The organism is Streptococcus sp. ELY_90, assembly GCF_058314475.1.
Genome location: NZ_JBZFUJ010000008.1, coordinates 39,232 through 56,154, shown reverse-complemented (window position 1 = coordinate 56,154; position 16,923 = coordinate 39,232). Strand labels below are relative to the sequence as shown.

Annotated in this window: 14 protein-coding genes and 1 CRISPR repeat array (1 of these 15 only partly in view); of the genes, 2 read left to right on the top strand and 12 right to left on the bottom strand. The window is 38.5% G+C overall.

Annotated features, from left to right (window positions below; all coding sequences use genetic code 11):
* Nucleotides 1-1,666: direct repeats of the CRISPR family, unit length 36 nt; unit sequence GTTTTGGAACCATTCGAAACAACACAGCTCTAAAAC (it extends 618 nt beyond the left edge of the window).
* Nucleotides 1,667-1,822: 156 nt separating this feature from the next.
* The 12 genes from AC4HAF_RS06280 to hemW all read right to left on the bottom strand — a co-directional run bounded on the left by AC4HAF_RS06280 (nt 1,823) and on the right by hemW (nt 15,552).
* Nucleotides 1,823-2,200 carry a type II toxin-antitoxin system HicB family antitoxin gene (locus tag AC4HAF_RS06280; protein WP_491091262.1) on the bottom strand — a complete coding sequence of 126 codons (378 nt, stop codon included), beginning with the start codon at nt 2,198-2,200 and terminating at the stop codon, nt 1,823-1,825.
* Nucleotides 2,201-2,216: 16 nt separating this feature from the next.
* Complete coding sequence (locus AC4HAF_RS06275) at nt 2,217-2,408, bottom strand: type II toxin-antitoxin system HicA family toxin (RefSeq protein ID WP_491091263.1); 192 nt, start codon at nt 2,406-2,408, stop codon at nt 2,217-2,219.
* Between the two features lie 97 nt (nt 2,409-2,505).
* On the bottom strand, nt 2,506-3,168 hold the full coding sequence (gene csn2, locus AC4HAF_RS06270; protein ID WP_491097099.1) for a type II-A CRISPR-associated protein Csn2: 663 nt from the start codon (nt 3,166-3,168) through the stop codon (nt 2,506-2,508).
* Complete coding sequence (gene cas2 / locus AC4HAF_RS06265) at nt 3,158-3,502, bottom strand: CRISPR-associated endonuclease Cas2 (RefSeq protein WP_491097098.1); 345 nt, start codon at nt 3,500-3,502, stop codon at nt 3,158-3,160. Before cas2 ends, csn2 begins: the two co-directional genes overlap by 11 nt.
* Nucleotides 3,499-4,368, bottom strand: a complete 870-nt coding sequence (cas1, locus tag AC4HAF_RS06260) for a type II CRISPR-associated endonuclease Cas1 (RefSeq protein ID WP_491097097.1) — start codon at nt 4,366-4,368, stop codon at nt 3,499-3,501. The genes cas2 and cas1 overlap by 4 nt, the downstream gene beginning before the upstream one ends.
* Nucleotides 4,368-8,480, bottom strand: coding sequence for a type II CRISPR RNA-guided endonuclease Cas9 (gene cas9 / locus AC4HAF_RS06255; protein ID WP_491097096.1), 4,113 nt, complete (start codon nt 8,478-8,480; stop codon nt 4,368-4,370). The genes cas1 and cas9 overlap by 1 nt, the downstream gene beginning before the upstream one ends.
* Before the next feature lie 347 nt (nt 8,481-8,827).
* Complete coding sequence (locus AC4HAF_RS06250; RefSeq protein WP_491091268.1) at nt 8,828-9,385, bottom strand: NADPH-dependent FMN reductase; 558 nt, start codon at nt 9,383-9,385, stop codon at nt 8,828-8,830.
* 123 nt (nt 9,386-9,508) lie between these two features.
* The gene (locus AC4HAF_RS06245) at nt 9,509-12,040 is read right to left on the bottom strand and encodes an ABC transporter ATP-binding protein/permease (RefSeq protein WP_491097095.1); all 2,532 of its coding nucleotides are present in this window, start codon (nt 12,038-12,040) and stop codon (nt 9,509-9,511) included.
* 136 nt (nt 12,041-12,176) lie between these two features.
* Nucleotides 12,177-12,824: a TIGR01906 family membrane protein gene (locus tag AC4HAF_RS06240; RefSeq protein ID WP_491097094.1), complete on the bottom strand. Its 648-nt coding sequence runs from the start codon at nt 12,822-12,824 to the stop codon at nt 12,177-12,179.
* Entirely contained in the window at nt 12,814-13,587 is a 774-nt protein-coding gene (locus AC4HAF_RS06235) for a TIGR01457 family HAD-type hydrolase (RefSeq protein WP_491097093.1), read from the bottom strand. The genes AC4HAF_RS06240 and AC4HAF_RS06235 overlap by 11 nt, the downstream gene beginning before the upstream one ends.
* A gap of 92 nt (nt 13,588-13,679) precedes the next feature.
* Complete coding sequence (locus tag AC4HAF_RS06230; RefSeq protein WP_491097092.1) at nt 13,680-14,411, bottom strand: acyl-ACP thioesterase domain-containing protein; 732 nt, start codon at nt 14,409-14,411, stop codon at nt 13,680-13,682.
* 4 nt (nt 14,412-14,415) lie between these two features.
* Nucleotides 14,416-15,552 carry a radical SAM family heme chaperone HemW gene (gene hemW / locus AC4HAF_RS06225; protein WP_491097091.1) on the bottom strand — a complete coding sequence of 379 codons (1,137 nt, stop codon included), beginning with the start codon at nt 15,550-15,552 and terminating at the stop codon, nt 14,416-14,418.
* A gap of 207 nt (nt 15,553-15,759) precedes the next feature.
* Between hemW and AC4HAF_RS06220 the strand changes: the two genes are divergently transcribed.
* Both AC4HAF_RS06220 and AC4HAF_RS06215 read left to right on the top strand, forming a co-directional pair.
* Nucleotides 15,760-16,356, top strand: coding sequence for a TetR/AcrR family transcriptional regulator (locus AC4HAF_RS06220; RefSeq protein ID WP_491097090.1), 597 nt, complete (start codon nt 15,760-15,762; stop codon nt 16,354-16,356).
* On the top strand, nt 16,353-16,919 hold the full coding sequence (locus AC4HAF_RS06215; RefSeq protein WP_491097089.1) for an NAD(P)H-dependent oxidoreductase: 567 nt from the start codon (nt 16,353-16,355) through the stop codon (nt 16,917-16,919). Before AC4HAF_RS06220 ends, AC4HAF_RS06215 begins: the two co-directional genes overlap by 4 nt.
* Nucleotides 16,920-16,923 lie beyond the last annotated feature (4 nt).

The window sequence follows — 16,923 nt, the reverse complement described above, 5'->3', positions numbered from 1 at the left end:
CACAGCTCTAAAACGGTGGTGCTGTGTATAAAGCACACGTTCACGTTTTGGAACCATTCGAAACAACACAGCTCTAAAACTCGGTCAAAGATGATGTCTATTTGTTCATCGTTTTGGAACCATTCGAAACAACACAGCTCTAAAACAAATTCAGAACCGATGTTACCTGTTTTAAAGTTTTGGAACCATTCGAAACAACACAGCTCTAAAACATGGTTACCCCCTAAATAATCTCTTGACCTGTTTTGGAACCATTCGAAACAACACAGCTCTAAAACGACTGGATGATTGATTATCTGTCGGAAAAAGTTTTGGAACCATTCGAAACAACACAGCTCTAAAACCCTTTTTGTGCAGAAGCGGTCACGACTCCGGTTTTGGAACCATTCGAAACAACACAGCTCTAAAACCTTTGCTTGATATTTGAGTAAAGACATCGAGTTTTGGAACCATTCGAAACAACACAGCTCTAAAACCTTTCCCGGTAAAACCAAACGCTTTTGCGGGTTTTGGAACCATTCGAAACAACACAGCTCTAAAACAATCCTAGGGTTGTTTATTGGCTCTACTCAGTTTTGGAACCATTCGAAACAACACAGCTCTAAAACCTCAAAGCAGTTTTAATAGCCGTTCCCATAGTTTTGGAACCATTCGAAACAACACAGCTCTAAAACCTACTTTTGTTTTCAATCATTGCCGATCTCCGTTTTGGAACCATTCGAAACAACACAGCTCTAAAACATATTTTGGTCATCGTTCGGAATATCGTTTGTTTTGGAACCATTCGAAACAACACAGCTCTAAAACCTTTCTTTAAAACGGGATATCCTCTTCTGTGTTTTGGAACCATTCGAAACAACACAGCTCTAAAACACGCTGATTTCAATAGTCTTTTGAGTAATTGTTTTGGAACCATTCGAAACAACACAGCTCTAAAACATGTTTACCCCCTGAATAATCTCTTGACTTGTTTTGGAACCATTCGAAACAACACAGCTCTAAAACCTCAAAGCAGTTTTAATAGCCGTTCCCATAGTTTTGGAACCATTCGAAACAACACAGCTCTAAAACCTACTTTTGTTTTCAATCATTGCCGATCTCCGTTTTGGAACCATTCGAAACAACACAGCTCTAAAACATATTTTGGTCATCGTTCGGAATATCGTTTGTTTTGGAACCATTCGAAACAACACAGCTCTAAAACTTAAGTTGTTCAATCCATGAGCTATAGTCAGTTTTGGAACCATTCGAAACAACACAGCTCTAAAACTTGACCGCTCTATCAAGTCATGGAAAGAAGGTTTTGGAACCATTCGAAACAACACAGCTCTAAAACAAAGAATTAGGAGATTATCTAGTGTCTGCTGTTTTGGAACCATTCGAAACAACACAGCTCTAAAACATTCAGATGGTAGTGTCGGAGGTGTCTTTAGTTTTGGAACCATTCGAAACAACACAGCTCTAAAACATATAGTTAAGGTTTGTGATTTGAATATCGGTTTTGGAACCATTCGAAACAACACAGCTCTAAAACAGAAGAAGTAACTCAAAATTCAGATGATGAGTTTTGGAACCATTCGAAACAACACAGCTCTAAAACTTTGGTCTTGATTGACTATTACTCTACGTTGTTTTGGAACCATTCGAAACAACACAGCTCTAAAACCCCGTGGACCAATTTTCGTCTCGAAATTTCGTAATCGCGCCATTCATCTCAGCCAGATTTCAGCTTCAAAATGATTCCTTTTTTAATGTTTTAATTACTTATATTATACTCAAAAAAGCGCTAGAAATCAAGCTTTCCAGCACTTTTATTCTTGTTTCATAATTGTAATTTCTTCTCTAAAGCCCTGGTTAATACCTCAGAATAATTCACTTGATCACGATCTGCCAATCGCACCAGCCACTCAGGAACTGTGACATTTTTCCGAATGGCTTTATTATTTCTAAGGTAGGGACTGGGATCAGCCTGAATCAGGCTAACAAAACCATCCTCAACAGATATTTTTCTTATATCACTCGGCTTAGGCAATTTCATTCCCTCATCCAGATAAGATGCCAGTACACTTTCTAACATTTGACGAGCATTCTGCATAGCTTCTTCCAAGTCTTCTCCCTGCGTACCGCCGCCAAATTCAGGAAATTCAACCCAATATCCTTCTTCTTCCTTATGAAACATTGCCGGATATGTTTTCAGCATAGCTACTCTCCCTCTATCATCGCAAACCTAAATCTTTTAAGATTTTCTTTTCAAGCCCAACTTTAACTGATTGATTCCCATGAATCGGAATCGTCACAATATAAGGTATGCCATCTTTCTTGAACTGATGATGACTCCCTCGTACTCTAACCTCTTTCCATCCATTCTTTACAGCCAGCTTAGCTAATTCTTTTCCAGTTAAGGGCAAACTACTAACCTCATTTCTATATTATACGCATTATACGTATTTGTCAAGTAATAATAAAAGACAGTTCCCCATTTAGGAACTGTCTTATTATTCGTATTTAGTTATTGCTTTCTATCATTAAAAAATAGTCTTCATCTAAAACATACTGCGTAAAACCATCAATTTTGTGCGGTTCAAGAAATAGAACATTCATATTAGACAAGTGAATATATTCCAGAATTTGAGCTATTTCTTCCTTCTGAAAATACGACAAAGAATTGATAAAAACCAGAATTTTCTTTTTACTTAAATATTTATAAACTTGAAGGATTTCAAACATTTTTTCAAAAATAGTGTCACTTTTCGTTTCAATTTTAACACCTAAAGCCTTGATCAATTCTAAAATAGTAATTTCATCATACTCCAAATCTAATTCATTTTCTAAGCATTCATAAGCAATCAGCTCTGTAATAGTGTTAGCCAGCTTATCAATCATAGACTTCACTTCCGGCTTGTCATTAAACTGATTTTCTAAGTCAGCGTGAACCAGCTTCAAGAGTGACGGTGCATTGACATCATAGCCTAGAATATCTGTCACAAGCATCAGCTCGGATACTTTTAAACCCTTCAATTTTTCATCAAATAATTTGAGCTCACTGTCTTCGTCATATTGATACAGATTTTTTACGATTTGAGCAAAAACCTGCACATCTTCTATGACTAAAATAGTTGTTTCCTCAAGTTCAATCGGTTCATCTAATATTGAAAAATTAAGCTTCATCCAAGAAGTCCTCCCCCAGAAATACCAGACGTGAATCTGAATTAGAAATACTGGTATTGCGCTCACCGTTGAGATAAATCATGCGGGCAAACTGCTTTTCAGTCACTTTCAGCAAAGTGATGCTGCCCTTTTTAGGGTTATTTTCTTTCAAACGAGCAATCATTGCTGTATTGGCAGAGTTATTCAAAAGCAGCTTGCTGTAAACGGAAAACTGATGCATGATAAACCCTTCGCTCAGTAAAAATTTCCGAAATTTACGATAAGCTTTGCGCTCCTCAGCAGTATCTGTTGGCATATCAAACATTAAAATCATTCGCATATATCGGTAACTCATATCCTAAACTCAGGAACTCCTTTCCCATCATTATTCAGCGCCTTAATCACCTTTTTAGTATAATCGCTGACAATATTCGTCAGATACATCTCTTTATTATTGTAAAGATAAGTATCCGAAAACATACTGAACAGCTCACGTTTTATTTTGACAAAAGTGCTGTTTCGATTTTCATAAACAATACGGTCAACGATAGGACGGAAAGGTTCCATAATATCACTGGCAAAGTTAAACTGATTAAACTGGTTGGCATGCTTGAGACCAAACTGTGTCATACAGCCAGACACAACTACTTCACGCGCAAACATGCTCAAAAGCAGAGTATAACCATAGTCAAGACCTGCATTGATATCATTATCTTGTTCCCTAGAAAAATCATTCCCAAATAAGGTATTAAAATAAATCCGTGCAGAATGCCCTTCTCTATTGCTAGGGTCAAAAGGCTCTAAGCTATGATATAACTCCATAATGGACTGAGATTTTTCAAAATAGGAACATTCCCCCAAATAACAAGATTGGTTCAAAATCTTTTGTGCAATAATAGTCGTCCAAACATCGCATTTCACTTCTTCTGTCCAAGAAATCTGATGACTCAGCTGCAAGCTGGAATCGTGACGCGCATAATAAGGCATGAGCATAGCTGTTGGCAGACGTTTATCATCACAAAAAATAACTAAAATATTCTCATCAACCAAGCGCTTCATTAACATGGTTGATAAAACAATATCCGTTGTCTCAAGTAATAAGATGTCAATTTCAGACAGATGAATCATCTCTGTCTGATAAGCATCTTTAAAAATCAAGTGATTGTTTTTGTAAGACAACTTAGAATGCGTATTAACAACCACTGTTCTCCATCCTGCCATCAGTCTCCCCCTAATTTACTAAGATCAATCCGCGTTTCGTAAAGGCCAGTGATAGATTGGTGGATGAGGGTGGCAGAGAGAATGGACTGAGGTGACCCATATCGCTTCCTCGGTATTGTTGTCCCAAAAAACTTAAAGTCTGCTGGTGCACCCAATGCTGTTAATGTTAATAAATTAACGAAAGAACTACAGATTTCACTCACGGAATACTCTGCCATAGATTTAGAAAGAGATCTTATTTTACTTAAATTTTTATCTACATCAACAAACTTATCCGCAAACTGCCTAATATAATTCAATAAATCTTGAAACTCAGAGCAATGCTCGTTTATATAGTTTTTATGAGCTGGCTCTCCAACGCTATTTATATGTTTAGCATGATAAAGCAATTTCACAAGATAAGCTGGCAAAATCATTTCATTTGCTTTTTGCAGATCTCCACGTTTGTTATCATTAGCCATAACACTTGATAGCATTCTCCTACTACCGTCTTGGAACTCAAATAGGCTATATTTAGGTAACTTGATTATCTTTTTCTCTTGAACTCCTTGATATCCTTTTCTACTTAAAAAATCTAAGGAATTATTTTCAAAATCATTTTTTTCAAGAATTGTAATACCAAGCAATTCAGAACCTAATTTTAATTTCTTTACCTTGCCATTCTCGTTTTTACTATCTGCAACTACTAAAACGCAATAAGCTACTGTTGGACTGCCAAATCCTCCATACTTACTAGCTTCTAAAGTATTTTTCCGATTCAATAATTTATCAAAACTACCACGCGGATATATCGTTTCATTTGTTAATCCACCTGTCTGCTCTTCTACTTTCTTCACAATATTGATTTGTGGATAGGAGAGAACTTTTTTGACAGTAGCGATATGCTTTGTTTTATCCCAAGCAATTTCTCCTGTTTCATCATTCACTTCAATCATCGGACGTTCAATAATTCGCTCATCTGCTAGTTTGACTTTGGATTTGAACATATTCATGATATTAGAATAGAAAAACATCCTTTGAGTTGCCGTTTTACGTTCTCGGTAGCTATTATATTTTGGATACTCGCCATACACAAATTCCGGTTCCAGTTTAGGATATTTCATTAGGAGAGCCTTAGCCACAACTGCATTAAGATAAGCATCATGCGCATGATGGTAATCATTAATTTCACGCACTTTATAGAGTTCAAACTCCTTACGGAAGTTAGATACCAGATTGGATTTTAGAGTGACTACTTTGACCTTACGAATCCGTTTCTTATCTTCATCAAATTCTTTATTAAAATGTTCATCAAGAATACGTGCTACATGTTTAGTAATTTGACGTGTTTCAACTAATTGACGCTTGATAAAGCCAGCCTTATCATTTGGTGTTAATTCTTTTTTGGTTAAATTACTATATTTCCGTTGAGAAATCAGCCCACAGTTCAACAATTTATTCCAAAACGGTCTCATCCTATTGACAACATCTTCACTTGGTACATCATCTGACTTCCCACAATTTTTAGCTGACGACACTAGAACACGATTATCAATCGAATTATCCTTAATAAAGGCCTGCGGAATAATATGGTCAATATCATAGTCACTTAAACGATTAATATCTAATGACTCACCAGTATACATATCTCGGCCATTTTGGAGATAATACAGGAAAAGACGATCATTCTGCAAAGCTTGGTTATCTGTTGGATGTTCTTTTAAAATTTTATAATTTAAATCGCGGTCAAGATTTTTTATTGCCTCCTCAAGTCGTTTATAACGTTGTTGTGAATTGCGACGCCCCTTGGCCGTCGTTTGATTTTCACGTGCCATTTCAACAACAATTTGTTCTGGTTCGTATCCCATGACTTTCACCAGTTCATCAACAATCTTAACACTTTGTAAAATGCCTTTTTTAATAGCAGGACTGCCTGCTAAATCTTGAACAACTTGATGCAAATCATCGCTATTATCACTATACTGAGCCTTCGCAATCTCATCTTTAAACGTTAAGTTATCATCCGTAATTAGCTGCATCAAATTACGATTTGAACGACCATCATCAACTAAATAATCCATGATTGTCTTACGTGATAGTTTGTCTCGAATTCCGTTGAGTAATTTCGCTGACAAACGCCCCCAGCCCGTGTAGCGACGGCGTGCAAAATTATCAATCACTTTTTTATCAAACAAGTCCGCATATTTTGCCAATCGTTGTTTAATCATTTCTCGGTCTTCGAAGAGTGTTAATGTAAGAACAATATCTTCAAGAATATCAGCGTTTTCAGAATCGTCCATAAACGCCTTATCTTTAATAATCTTTAATAGATCCTGATAGATACCATAAGAGGCATTAAATGTTTCAGTTTCCTTATCCAAGCCTTGGATGTCAACAATTCTAAACTCATGAAAATTCTTCTCTAAGAACGTTAACAGTTTTCTCTTAGTAACTTTTCGTTCTTTCTTGAAAAGACCATCAAAAATTTCTTGTTTCAAATTCGCATCAAAGAATTTAGCTGTACCTGTTTCAGTAACATATTTAATTTTAGTCAATTCATTATAGACGGTATATTTTTCGTACAAGGGACTATGCTTTGGTAGCACTTTCTCGTTTGGCAAATACAAATCTTGATTAGTCATACGTTCAATAAAAGCCTGAGCTGATTTGTTTTTATCAATAATCTCTTCAAAATTCCAAGGTGTCACTTTTTCTTCCGAATTAAAGCTTGCCCAAGCAAAATCACTATGACCATGACGATCCAAAGGACCGACATAGTAAGGGATTCTAAAGGTCAAAATTTGTTGAATTTTTTCAGCATGTTCTTTTAGGAACGGATAGTATTCACCTTGACGTCTTAAGATAGCCTTCATCTCAGCTAAATGCACCTGATGAGGAATTGAACCATTATCAAAGGTACGTTGCTTTCTTAGAAAATCCTCACGATCGATTTTTTCAATAAAGTCTGCACTGCCATCTACTTTACCAATTAGATTTTTCACGTATTTATAAAAGTCTTCCTGGCTGGTTTTACCTTCAATATAACCCGCATAGCCATTCTTACTTGCATCAGAAAAGACTTCTTTAAATACATCATGTGTAAAATTCGCTTTGACAAAGGCTTTTAGTTTAGCTAAATCCTTATTATGCTCTTCATAACGTCTAACCATAGAAGCAGATAAGATCGCTTTTGTACTCAAATCATTAACCGTCAAGATTCCTGATAACAAAATGCTGTCGTACAGCTTTCGAGCAGCTACAAAGACATCTGTATATTCATCACCAATTTGTCCTAATAAATTCTCCAAATCTTCATCATAAGAATCCTTAGATAACTGTAGCTTAGCATCTTCAGCTAAATTAAAATTCGTCTTAAAATTAGGGAGTAATCCAAAAACAAGTGACACAAGGTTTCCAAAAAATGAATTTTTCTTTTGACTTGGGAAATGAGATAATAAAGCTTCTACTTTACGAGACTTACTCATTTTTTCAGTAATAATATCAGAGATATTGAGCTTTACATCTGCCAGATGACTATCTTCCTGTGTCACATCATAAGCCGTTAAAAACTGACTGAACAATTCCTGACTATCAGTATTTTTTACATCCAATTTCGGATCATCAATTAAAAAATGACCTCTAAACTTAATCATATGTGCCAAAGCCAAATAAACCAAACGTAAATCAGCTTTTTCTGGAGTATCTGCAAGATATTTTCGTAAATGATAAATGGTAGGAAACTGTTCATGATATTTCACTTCATCCACAACATTTCCAAAAATAGGATGGTGGTCTCCTCGCTTATCTTCAGCAACAAGAAAAGAATCTTCTAAACGATGGAAAAAACTCTCATCAACCTTATTCATTTCATCTGAAAAAATATCTTGCAAATACAGCAAACGATTTCGCCGACGTGTATAACGACGGCGTGCTGTACGTTTCAAGCGTCTATCTTCCGCAGTATTTCCACTATCAAACAATAAAGCTCCCAATAAATTTTTCTTAATGTAATTTTTGTCTGTATTTCCCAGAACTTTCATCTTCTTGGCAGGAACTTTGTAGTCATCTGTTATGACAGCCCAGCCGACAGAGTTGGTACCAATATCAAGTCCAATAGAGTAAGGCTTTTTCATCAAATTCTCCTTCAAAAATCTCTTGCAAAATAGTATTAAAAATTGTAAAATAAATGTGTTGGAATTATTCGAAACAACACAGCAAGTTAAAATAAGGCCGTGATTTTTAATCCAGTCCGTACACAACTTGAAAAAGTGCGCACCGATTCGGTGCTTTTTTATTTTATAATCCCAATATTTAAATCTAAAATTTTTCCGTTTGTCATAAAGAACTCCCTTTTATTTTATGTAAGCGCTTCTATTATACCACTATCTATGAAATATTTTAACAATATAAACGAAAAAATACAGAAATATTTCTGTATTTTTTCAATTAGATATATTGGGTAAACTTTAAAAGGGTATGCCTACTTTTCTTTTAAACTGCCAGTCAGATTGATAAAACGGATAAAGTGCTGTAAGCTGCCGGCCAGGCGGGCAATGAGATCAGGGTCATTGATTTGACCGTTTTCGTCAAAAGCGGCTGAGGCGTTTTTCAGAAAGAAAGGCTTATCAGCCATGACCCATGCTTTTAAGCCGGGAGCTGCGAGAACTCGTTTTAGATCTTCTTGAGCCTTTTGCGGGATATGCCCGTCAAGGGAGATTCCAACAAGCATAATCGGTTTATTTTCAAAGGGGCTTTGCTGGCGGGAAAACCATTCTAACAGAGATTTGAGATTAGGCGTCAGGCTGTGATTGTATTCTTCTACGGCTAAAATAAGGCCGTCTGCAGCTGAAATGCTGCTCTCTAATTCTTCTAAGATAGGATATTGATCAAAGCTTTCATCTTGATTAAAAAGGGGAAGCATCTCCAGTTGAATCGTTTCAAAATCAACTGCCAGTCCAAATCGCTCTTGAATAAAAGCCATCAATAAATGATTATAGGAAAAAGAGGTGCTCGTATCAACAATTCCCAGCAGTTTCATTTTTTTCTCCTTTGCATCATGATTGTTTTATTATACACAAAAATTTGGCCAGCTCCCAGAATTTGATTTGAGGAATAAAAAACGAAACAAAAGATGTTAATCTGATGTTTCGCTTGTTTGTTTTTATTCTGTCCGCAGTGCTTCTACCGGATCTTTTTTGGCGGCAACCCGAGATGGCAGAATGCCTGCAAAAACGGTCAGCAAAATCGAAATGGCAATCAGCACTACTGCTGACCAGACAGGCAGAGAAGAGATACTGCTGATATCCAGCAGATTTTTGACAATCATATTGATCGGAATATTGAGAAGGAGGGTGATCAGAATCCCAAGAATACCGGCAATGGCTCCTTCAATGACGGTTTCTGCGGTAAAAATGCGCATGACATCTTTTTTAGAAGCTCCCATCGCACGCAGAATACCAATTTCTTTGGTCCGTTCGAGAACTGAAATATAGGTAATAATACCAATCATGATAGATGACACAACCAGTGAAATAGCTACAAAACCAACCAAAATATAGGTAATGGCATTGATCATTGTAGTAACGGATGACATCATCAGGCCAATGGTATCCGTGTAATGGATGACTTTTGATTTTTGCTTATCTTTTTTGACCTGCTTATTATAATCACTGATCAAATCTTTAAGGGCTTCTTTATTTTCAAAAGAATCCGCATAAAAGTTGATGGTTTCAGGATTAGCGGTGTCTATAATGCCGATTTTTTCTAAATTGTCATCGTAGGTAGCAGTCGCATTTTCATTATAGCGATTGACATAATCTGCCATCTCTTCTGCTGACATCGAAGCTAAAGCAGCCCCCTGTTCTGCGCTTAAATTATCAGATGAGAAGGGCTTGCCGGAACTGGAAAAATCCTGACCGGTAAAGATATTGCGCTTCTTATTAGCCAGCTGCTCTTTGGCAATACTGCTGGCATTAACTTTTTTAGAAATATAAGCAGTCAATTTCTGGCTGTAACCAACTCCGGCATTTGAACTGCCTGAAGCAGTGCCTTCTTGGGGTTTGACAATACCCACAATTTTAATCGGTTCAGCTGCCTGTACTACCTTTTTCATATAAGCATCATTATCAGAGCGATCAACCCAGATTCTTCCTTCTTTTTGATAGACATCTGAATTGACAACCAGCTTATAGCTTTTACCGACTAAATCGGAGTACTTATAGCTGCTTTCTTTGGTATTTTTCAGATCTTTGCGGTTGTTTAATTCGCCGACGTCCTTAATTCCCAGACTGTAGAGGACATAATCATCGATTTTGTCATCTTCGTCTGCTATGAGAACAACTTCATTATATTTTTCAGGCAGATGACCGTTAACAACTTGATATTGAGAAGACAGCATTTTGGCATTTGACGACAGTTCCTGCCAAACATTAAGATTGGACAGCAAAACCTGAATGTTGCTGCCGGCATTTTTCACTTCCTTGCTCAGATTGCTGGGATTAACCGGTCTGACACCTTTAGAAGTATCAGCTTGATAAATTCTTGGTGACAGCTTATAAGAATACTGGATGTCCTTAGTGACCTTGCGGAATTTGCGGGAATGCTTTTCAATATAAGATTTAAAGGAAGCTAGATCATTATCCACAACCTGAGTTGAAATCATATTTTTCAGGATATTATCACTTTTAATAGTCTTCTTGTCTGATTTCTTCTTGTCACTGCTGCTTTCTTCATTGCCGGCTGCAAGCAAGCCCATAACGTTTTCATTGGAAGATTTTTCAATCGATAAGGGATAAGCAACTAAGGTATCTTCCTGAGTTTTTGCGATGTATTTTTGTGCACCGTTTGAAAGAGATAAAATCAGGGCAATTCCAATGATACCAATAGAACCTGCAAAAGCGGTCAGAAAAGTCCGTCCTTTTTTGGTCAGCAAATTATTAAAGGACAGTGACAGAGCTGTCATAAAAGACATCTTGGTTTTCTTAAAATCAACTGCTGACTGATCGAGGTCCTTATCGTGATAAGGATTGCTGTCATCAATAATCCGGCCGTCCAAAACCCGAACAATGCGGTTAGAATACTGCTCAGCCAAATTCGGATTGTGAGTTACCATGATAACCAGACGTTCCTGAGCAATTTCTTTAAGCAAATCCATGATCTGCAAGGAAGTTTCCGAATCCAAGGCCCCGGTCGGTTCGTCAGCCAATAAAATATCCGGATTGTTAACTAAAGCACGCGCAATAGCAACCCGCTGTACCTGGCCGCCCGACATCTGACTGGGCTTTTTCTGGATATGATCTTCTAAGCCGACACGTTTCAAAGCTTCTAAAGCGCGGCTGCGGCGCTCTGACTTGGAAACACCTGACAGGGTCAGTGCCAACTCAACATTAGCAAGTGCTGTCTGATGTGAAATCAGATTATAGGACTGAAAGACAAAGCCAATCGTATTGTTGCGATACCGGTCCCAGTCCCTATCTTTAAAATCTTTGGTTGACTTACCGTTAATCAGCAAATCACCGGCTGTATATTGATCTAAACCGCCTATAATATTCAGCAGGGTCGTTTTCCCAGATCCGGACTGCCCCAAAACAGAGACAAACTCATTGGCCCGAAAATTGATACTGACATCATCTAAGGCTGTCCGCTTGATCCCCGCTGTATCATAGATTTTAGTAATATGTTTTAGCTCTAACATGCACAGCTCCTCATTAAATAGTTATACTAATCATTGTAAGGTTTTAGGCCGGAAACTGCAACGAAAAACGTTAAAAAACGTCTGTCCCACGCTAAATACATCTAAAAATCACTCAGGTATCAAAAAAAGCAAGTCCTTAGGACTCGCTAGAGCTCATTTTGCTGTGCCTTTGCCGCCGAATTTCCCATAAAAGACTGCAAAAAACAATTTCATAGATAAGGAAAAAAAGCAGAAAGCAGTGCAGGAAGAAAGACTCAGGCAAGATATAAATCACAGGATCAGTGTAGGGGTTAAAAAGCCAGGTGCTGTCTCCGGCAAATAAAACCTGATGGAAAAGCGTAAAAAAAGTGTTAAAACCGACAAGTCCTGCCGCTAAAGTAAGCACTGCAGGGATGAGGGCACAAATTCTAAGCGCCCGCCTGTACAAAAGACCATAGCCCTTTTGAATACTATTTTTCATAAACATCAAAAAACTCGGCAAACTTATAAGAGCAGTCAGCTGAGCCAGATGAAAGAGCAGCTTGACCTGTTTAAAGTGGTGGAGGCCGTCTTTAGAAGAGGGAAAATCCGGCATAGACAGCTGCCAGTTAAAAGGATTTGTCAGATAAAGCATGAGACGGTTGAAATTATAGTGAATCTGACTGCTTTTCATATAAACCGTTTTCTCTAAGTTCAGCCAGGAAATCTCCAAAGGATAAAAAAGCCAGACGAAATAAATAGTTGCTAAAATGGAAAAAGACAGTAAGAAAAGGATTGTCAGTCCGAAATGCAGCCTATTTTTCATCGAAATCCCACTCCGCAAGACTCGATAAGACATAATCCGGCTGAATTGGCAGACCGGGCACCTCTTCTGCTTTGGTAAAGCCTGTTGTCACTAAAAGGGTAGCAATATCATTTTTGATGCCGGCCGTGATGTCCGTCAGGTAGTTGTCACCGACCATGAGTGCCTCGTGGCGCTTGACACCCAGATGATCCAAGGCTTTATTCATAATAACAGCCTCAGGTTTACCGATAATAATGGGTTTAACCCGTGTTGCTTTTTCTAGGAGCGATAAGATAGCACCTGCTCCCGGCAGGAGACCCCTTTCAGTAGGAATGTTAAGATCAGGGTTAGTGCCGATAAAGACTGCTCCCTTTTGAATGGCTAAGGTAGCCACTGTCAGCTTTTCGTAAGTCAGCTCTGTATCCAAGCCCACAACCACATAGGCTGGATTGCTACTGTCATGGGCATAGCCAGCCTCAGCCACTGCTGTCTTCAGGCCGGTCTCCCCGATAACATAGGCTGTTTTGCCGCGTTTCATATCATTCATGTAATCAATAGTAGCCAGTGTTGCTGTATAAATGGTTTTTAGCGGCGTCTGAATATTAAAAGAAGTCGCCAGCATCTCCTGCACCATTTCAGGAGTTCGAGTTGTGTTATTGGTTACTAGGATATAAGGGATCTGCCTCTTTTGCAGCTCTTTCACAAAGTCTTCCCCTGCAGGGATTCTGTCTTTGCCCTTATAAATCGTACCATCCAGGTCAATCAGATAACCCTTATACGCCATTCGTTTTTTGCCCTCTCTCTTTTTGATTTTCTTTTGTAGCTGCCACTGTGGAGTTTTCCTGCCCTTAGCCATACAGGGTTTTTAAACAGCTGTTATTGTATACTGTCCCACTCTGTGATAGCCTGGGCGTTGATGCTGCCGTTTGACGCAATCTCATGCTTGGTCAGGAGTCCTTCTTGTTCCAGGCGTGAATTGATATCATGACCGTATTGGACTTCTTTAACATATTTAAGATTGATTTTTTTAGGAATATGGTGTTTTAAAAATTCGAAGTCAAGCACATCATACATCCATTCCAAATAGCGGCTGTTGTTGACATGCCCATTGATATCAAGGTCAAAATAGCGCACATGATAAAGAGTACTGTCAGCATTTTCCAGCGGTCTGTACCTAGGACCCCGCAGAATTTTTCGAATTTTTTCTGATCCGTAAGGCGCAATAAGTTCCTCCGGAACATCATGAACCTTGCGCGTATCATAGTCCATGAGAACAAAGGTGGAAAGAATGTCTATAATCTTTTCACCCTGAGCATCGAAAAGTCTGAATTTTCGGTAGCAAAAATAGCGGTTGTAAGAAATCGGTTCGGTTTCAATTTCCACGGTTTCTCCAAACTGAGGCAGCCGTTTAATGGTTATTTCGTGCTCGGAAACAACCCAGACCAGATTATAGTCTTCAAGCAGCCGCTCATCGCCGATGCCTAACTCTACAGACTGGCTGCTTGCAATCTGCAAAGCAACCGATAAGATATGCGGGAGCTTAACATGATGGTTGACATCGCATTCATAAAAAGGTATTTGATAACGTGTTTTGTATTTTTTTCCCATGATTTTACTCCAAAATAAATTTTTCAGCGACCGTATCCCCTAAAAAGAGGCCTTTTTCAGTCATCCTGATCCTGTCTTTATCTGCTGTAATCAAGCCGTTTGCTTCTAAATCACGAAGAGCCGGACCGTAAACTTCCTCAAGCGACCGAGCAAATTTTTCTTCAAAGCGCTTGACAGAAACACCTGATTTCTTGCGCAGGCCCAGAAAAAGTTCTTCTTCCATTTTTTCGGACTGACTCAGTCTTTCCTCCTGCAATCTGGCATGTCCGTTTTCCTTGATGGCCTTTAAATAATGCTGAATGGGTCCGCGATTCCGATAGCGGACACCATTGATATAACCTGAAGCACCGGCACCGCAGCCAAAATATTCGACATTGTCCCAGTACATGAGATTGTGGCGGCTTTCAAAGCCGGGCTTGGTAAAATTGGAAATTTCATAATGGTCAAAGCCGTTATTTTCAAGTTCTTTAATAATGTACTCAAACATTTCGGCTTCTAAATCTTCTGTCGGCAAGTTCAGCCTGCCGCGGCGCATTTTATTCATAAAAACAGTATGGTGTTCCAAAATCAAACTGTAAAGACTGAGATGGGGAATATCCAAGGCCAGAGCCTTAGCAACATTTTCTCTGACATCGGCCATGGTTTGATTGGGCAGGGCATAGATCAGATCAATCGAAATATTGTCAAAGCCTGCCTTTTTCAGACTGTCAATGCTGTCATAAATCTGCGCCTCATTGTGCCCTCGGCCAATTTGTTTGAGATGTTTATCATTAAAAGTCTGCACCCCCAAAGACACACGGTTGACCGCTGATTGCTCCAAAACTGCTATCTTATCCGGAGTCAGATCACCAGGGTTAGCCTCAATGGTAAATTCTTCCAGCATGTCTAAATTAAGATTTTTGGACAAATGGTTCAGCAAATAATCCAGCTGCTCTGCTGAAATGGCTGTCGGTGTACCGCCGCCGATATAAAGGGTTCGCAAATCCTTAATTTGATAATAAGCGTTAAATTCTTTAATCAAAGCTTCTAGATAAGCATCAACAGGCTGATTTTGGATAAAAACTTTTGAAAAATCACAATAGTAACAAATCTGTGTGCAAAACGGAATATGCACATAAGCTGATCTTGGTTTTAAATACATGCTATTATTTTACCACTTTTAGTTTAAAATAGCAGAAAATCCCAATTTTTTACAGCAGCGACTTGACAAAATAAAGTAGACAGTGTAAATTTATTCCAAAAAGTAGACACTGACTACTTTTTGGAAACCACAAAGAAACAAAGCAGAAAAAAATAACGACCGAATCAGAAATAATTGCTGCCTTTGTCTGGTTAAGGAGATTTTACCATGAAGCGAAATACTGCAGAACTCAAAGAAAAACTGATCCAAACCGGTATGGCTGAGATAAAAAAACACGGCATTGACAGACTCTCTTTACGGACAGTAGCCAAGACTTGCGGGGTTACTCACGCCACCCCCTACCGCCATTTTAAAAGTAAAGAAGACTACCTGAGGGTCGTTTTAAAGCGTCTTTCTGCTTTTCTCAGTCAGGAGATGCAGCAAGGACTTCAGCAAGAGACATCTGCCCGCAGTCAGCTGGCAAAGATGGGCTTTAATTTCATTGCTTTTGCCCAGACCTATCCATATTTTTTCGAGGCTCTCTTTGTCAAATTTCCCTTTAAATATATGGAAGTCACCCAGGAAACTATCGTGACCTATTATGATTTGCCGGGATTTGATATTTTCAAAAGCATCGTTAAAAAGCTTCGCAAAGAAGAAAACTTTTCAAACAGTGAAACGGAAACCCTTTTCCATTTTTGGAGCTTTATTTCAGGCTTAGCGATTTTGACCAAAAGCCCGATTGGCGCGGACTTAGATAATAAGGCCATTCAAACAATCATCAATCACATGCTTGATATCTATATCAAAGGAGAACGCTCATGAATACCTTAATCGTTTATGCACACCCCAACCCTAAAAGTTTCAATGCTGAAATTCTCAAAACGGTTCAGACTAACCTCTCCAAGGCTCATACAGTTAAAACCATTGACTTGTATGCTGAAGCGTTTGATCCGCTGCTGCGATTCGACGAGCAGCATAAACGCCGCGATTTAGATAAGGTCGCTGAAATGGAAAACTATCGCCAATCTGTCACTTGGGCGGACCAGCTGATTTTTATTTTTCCAATCTGGTGGAGCGGCATGCCGGCTATTCTCAAAGGATTTATTGATCGGGTCTTTGTCAGCGGTTTTGCTTATTCCTATAAAAAAGCAGGACTTGCAGGCCATTTAAAGGGAAAATCTGCCTGGATTATTACGACTCACAATACACCGACCTTGATTACTCCTTTTGCTCAGGATTACGGGAAGGTCTTAAAACGGCAAATTTTAAAATCCTGCGGTATTTGGCCAGTGAAACTAACCCAGTTAACCCCTGTCGAAAAAATATCTGCTGGCAAACGTCAGAAACTGCTGGACAAGATTGCTCAGACAGCATGCAGCATATAATTTG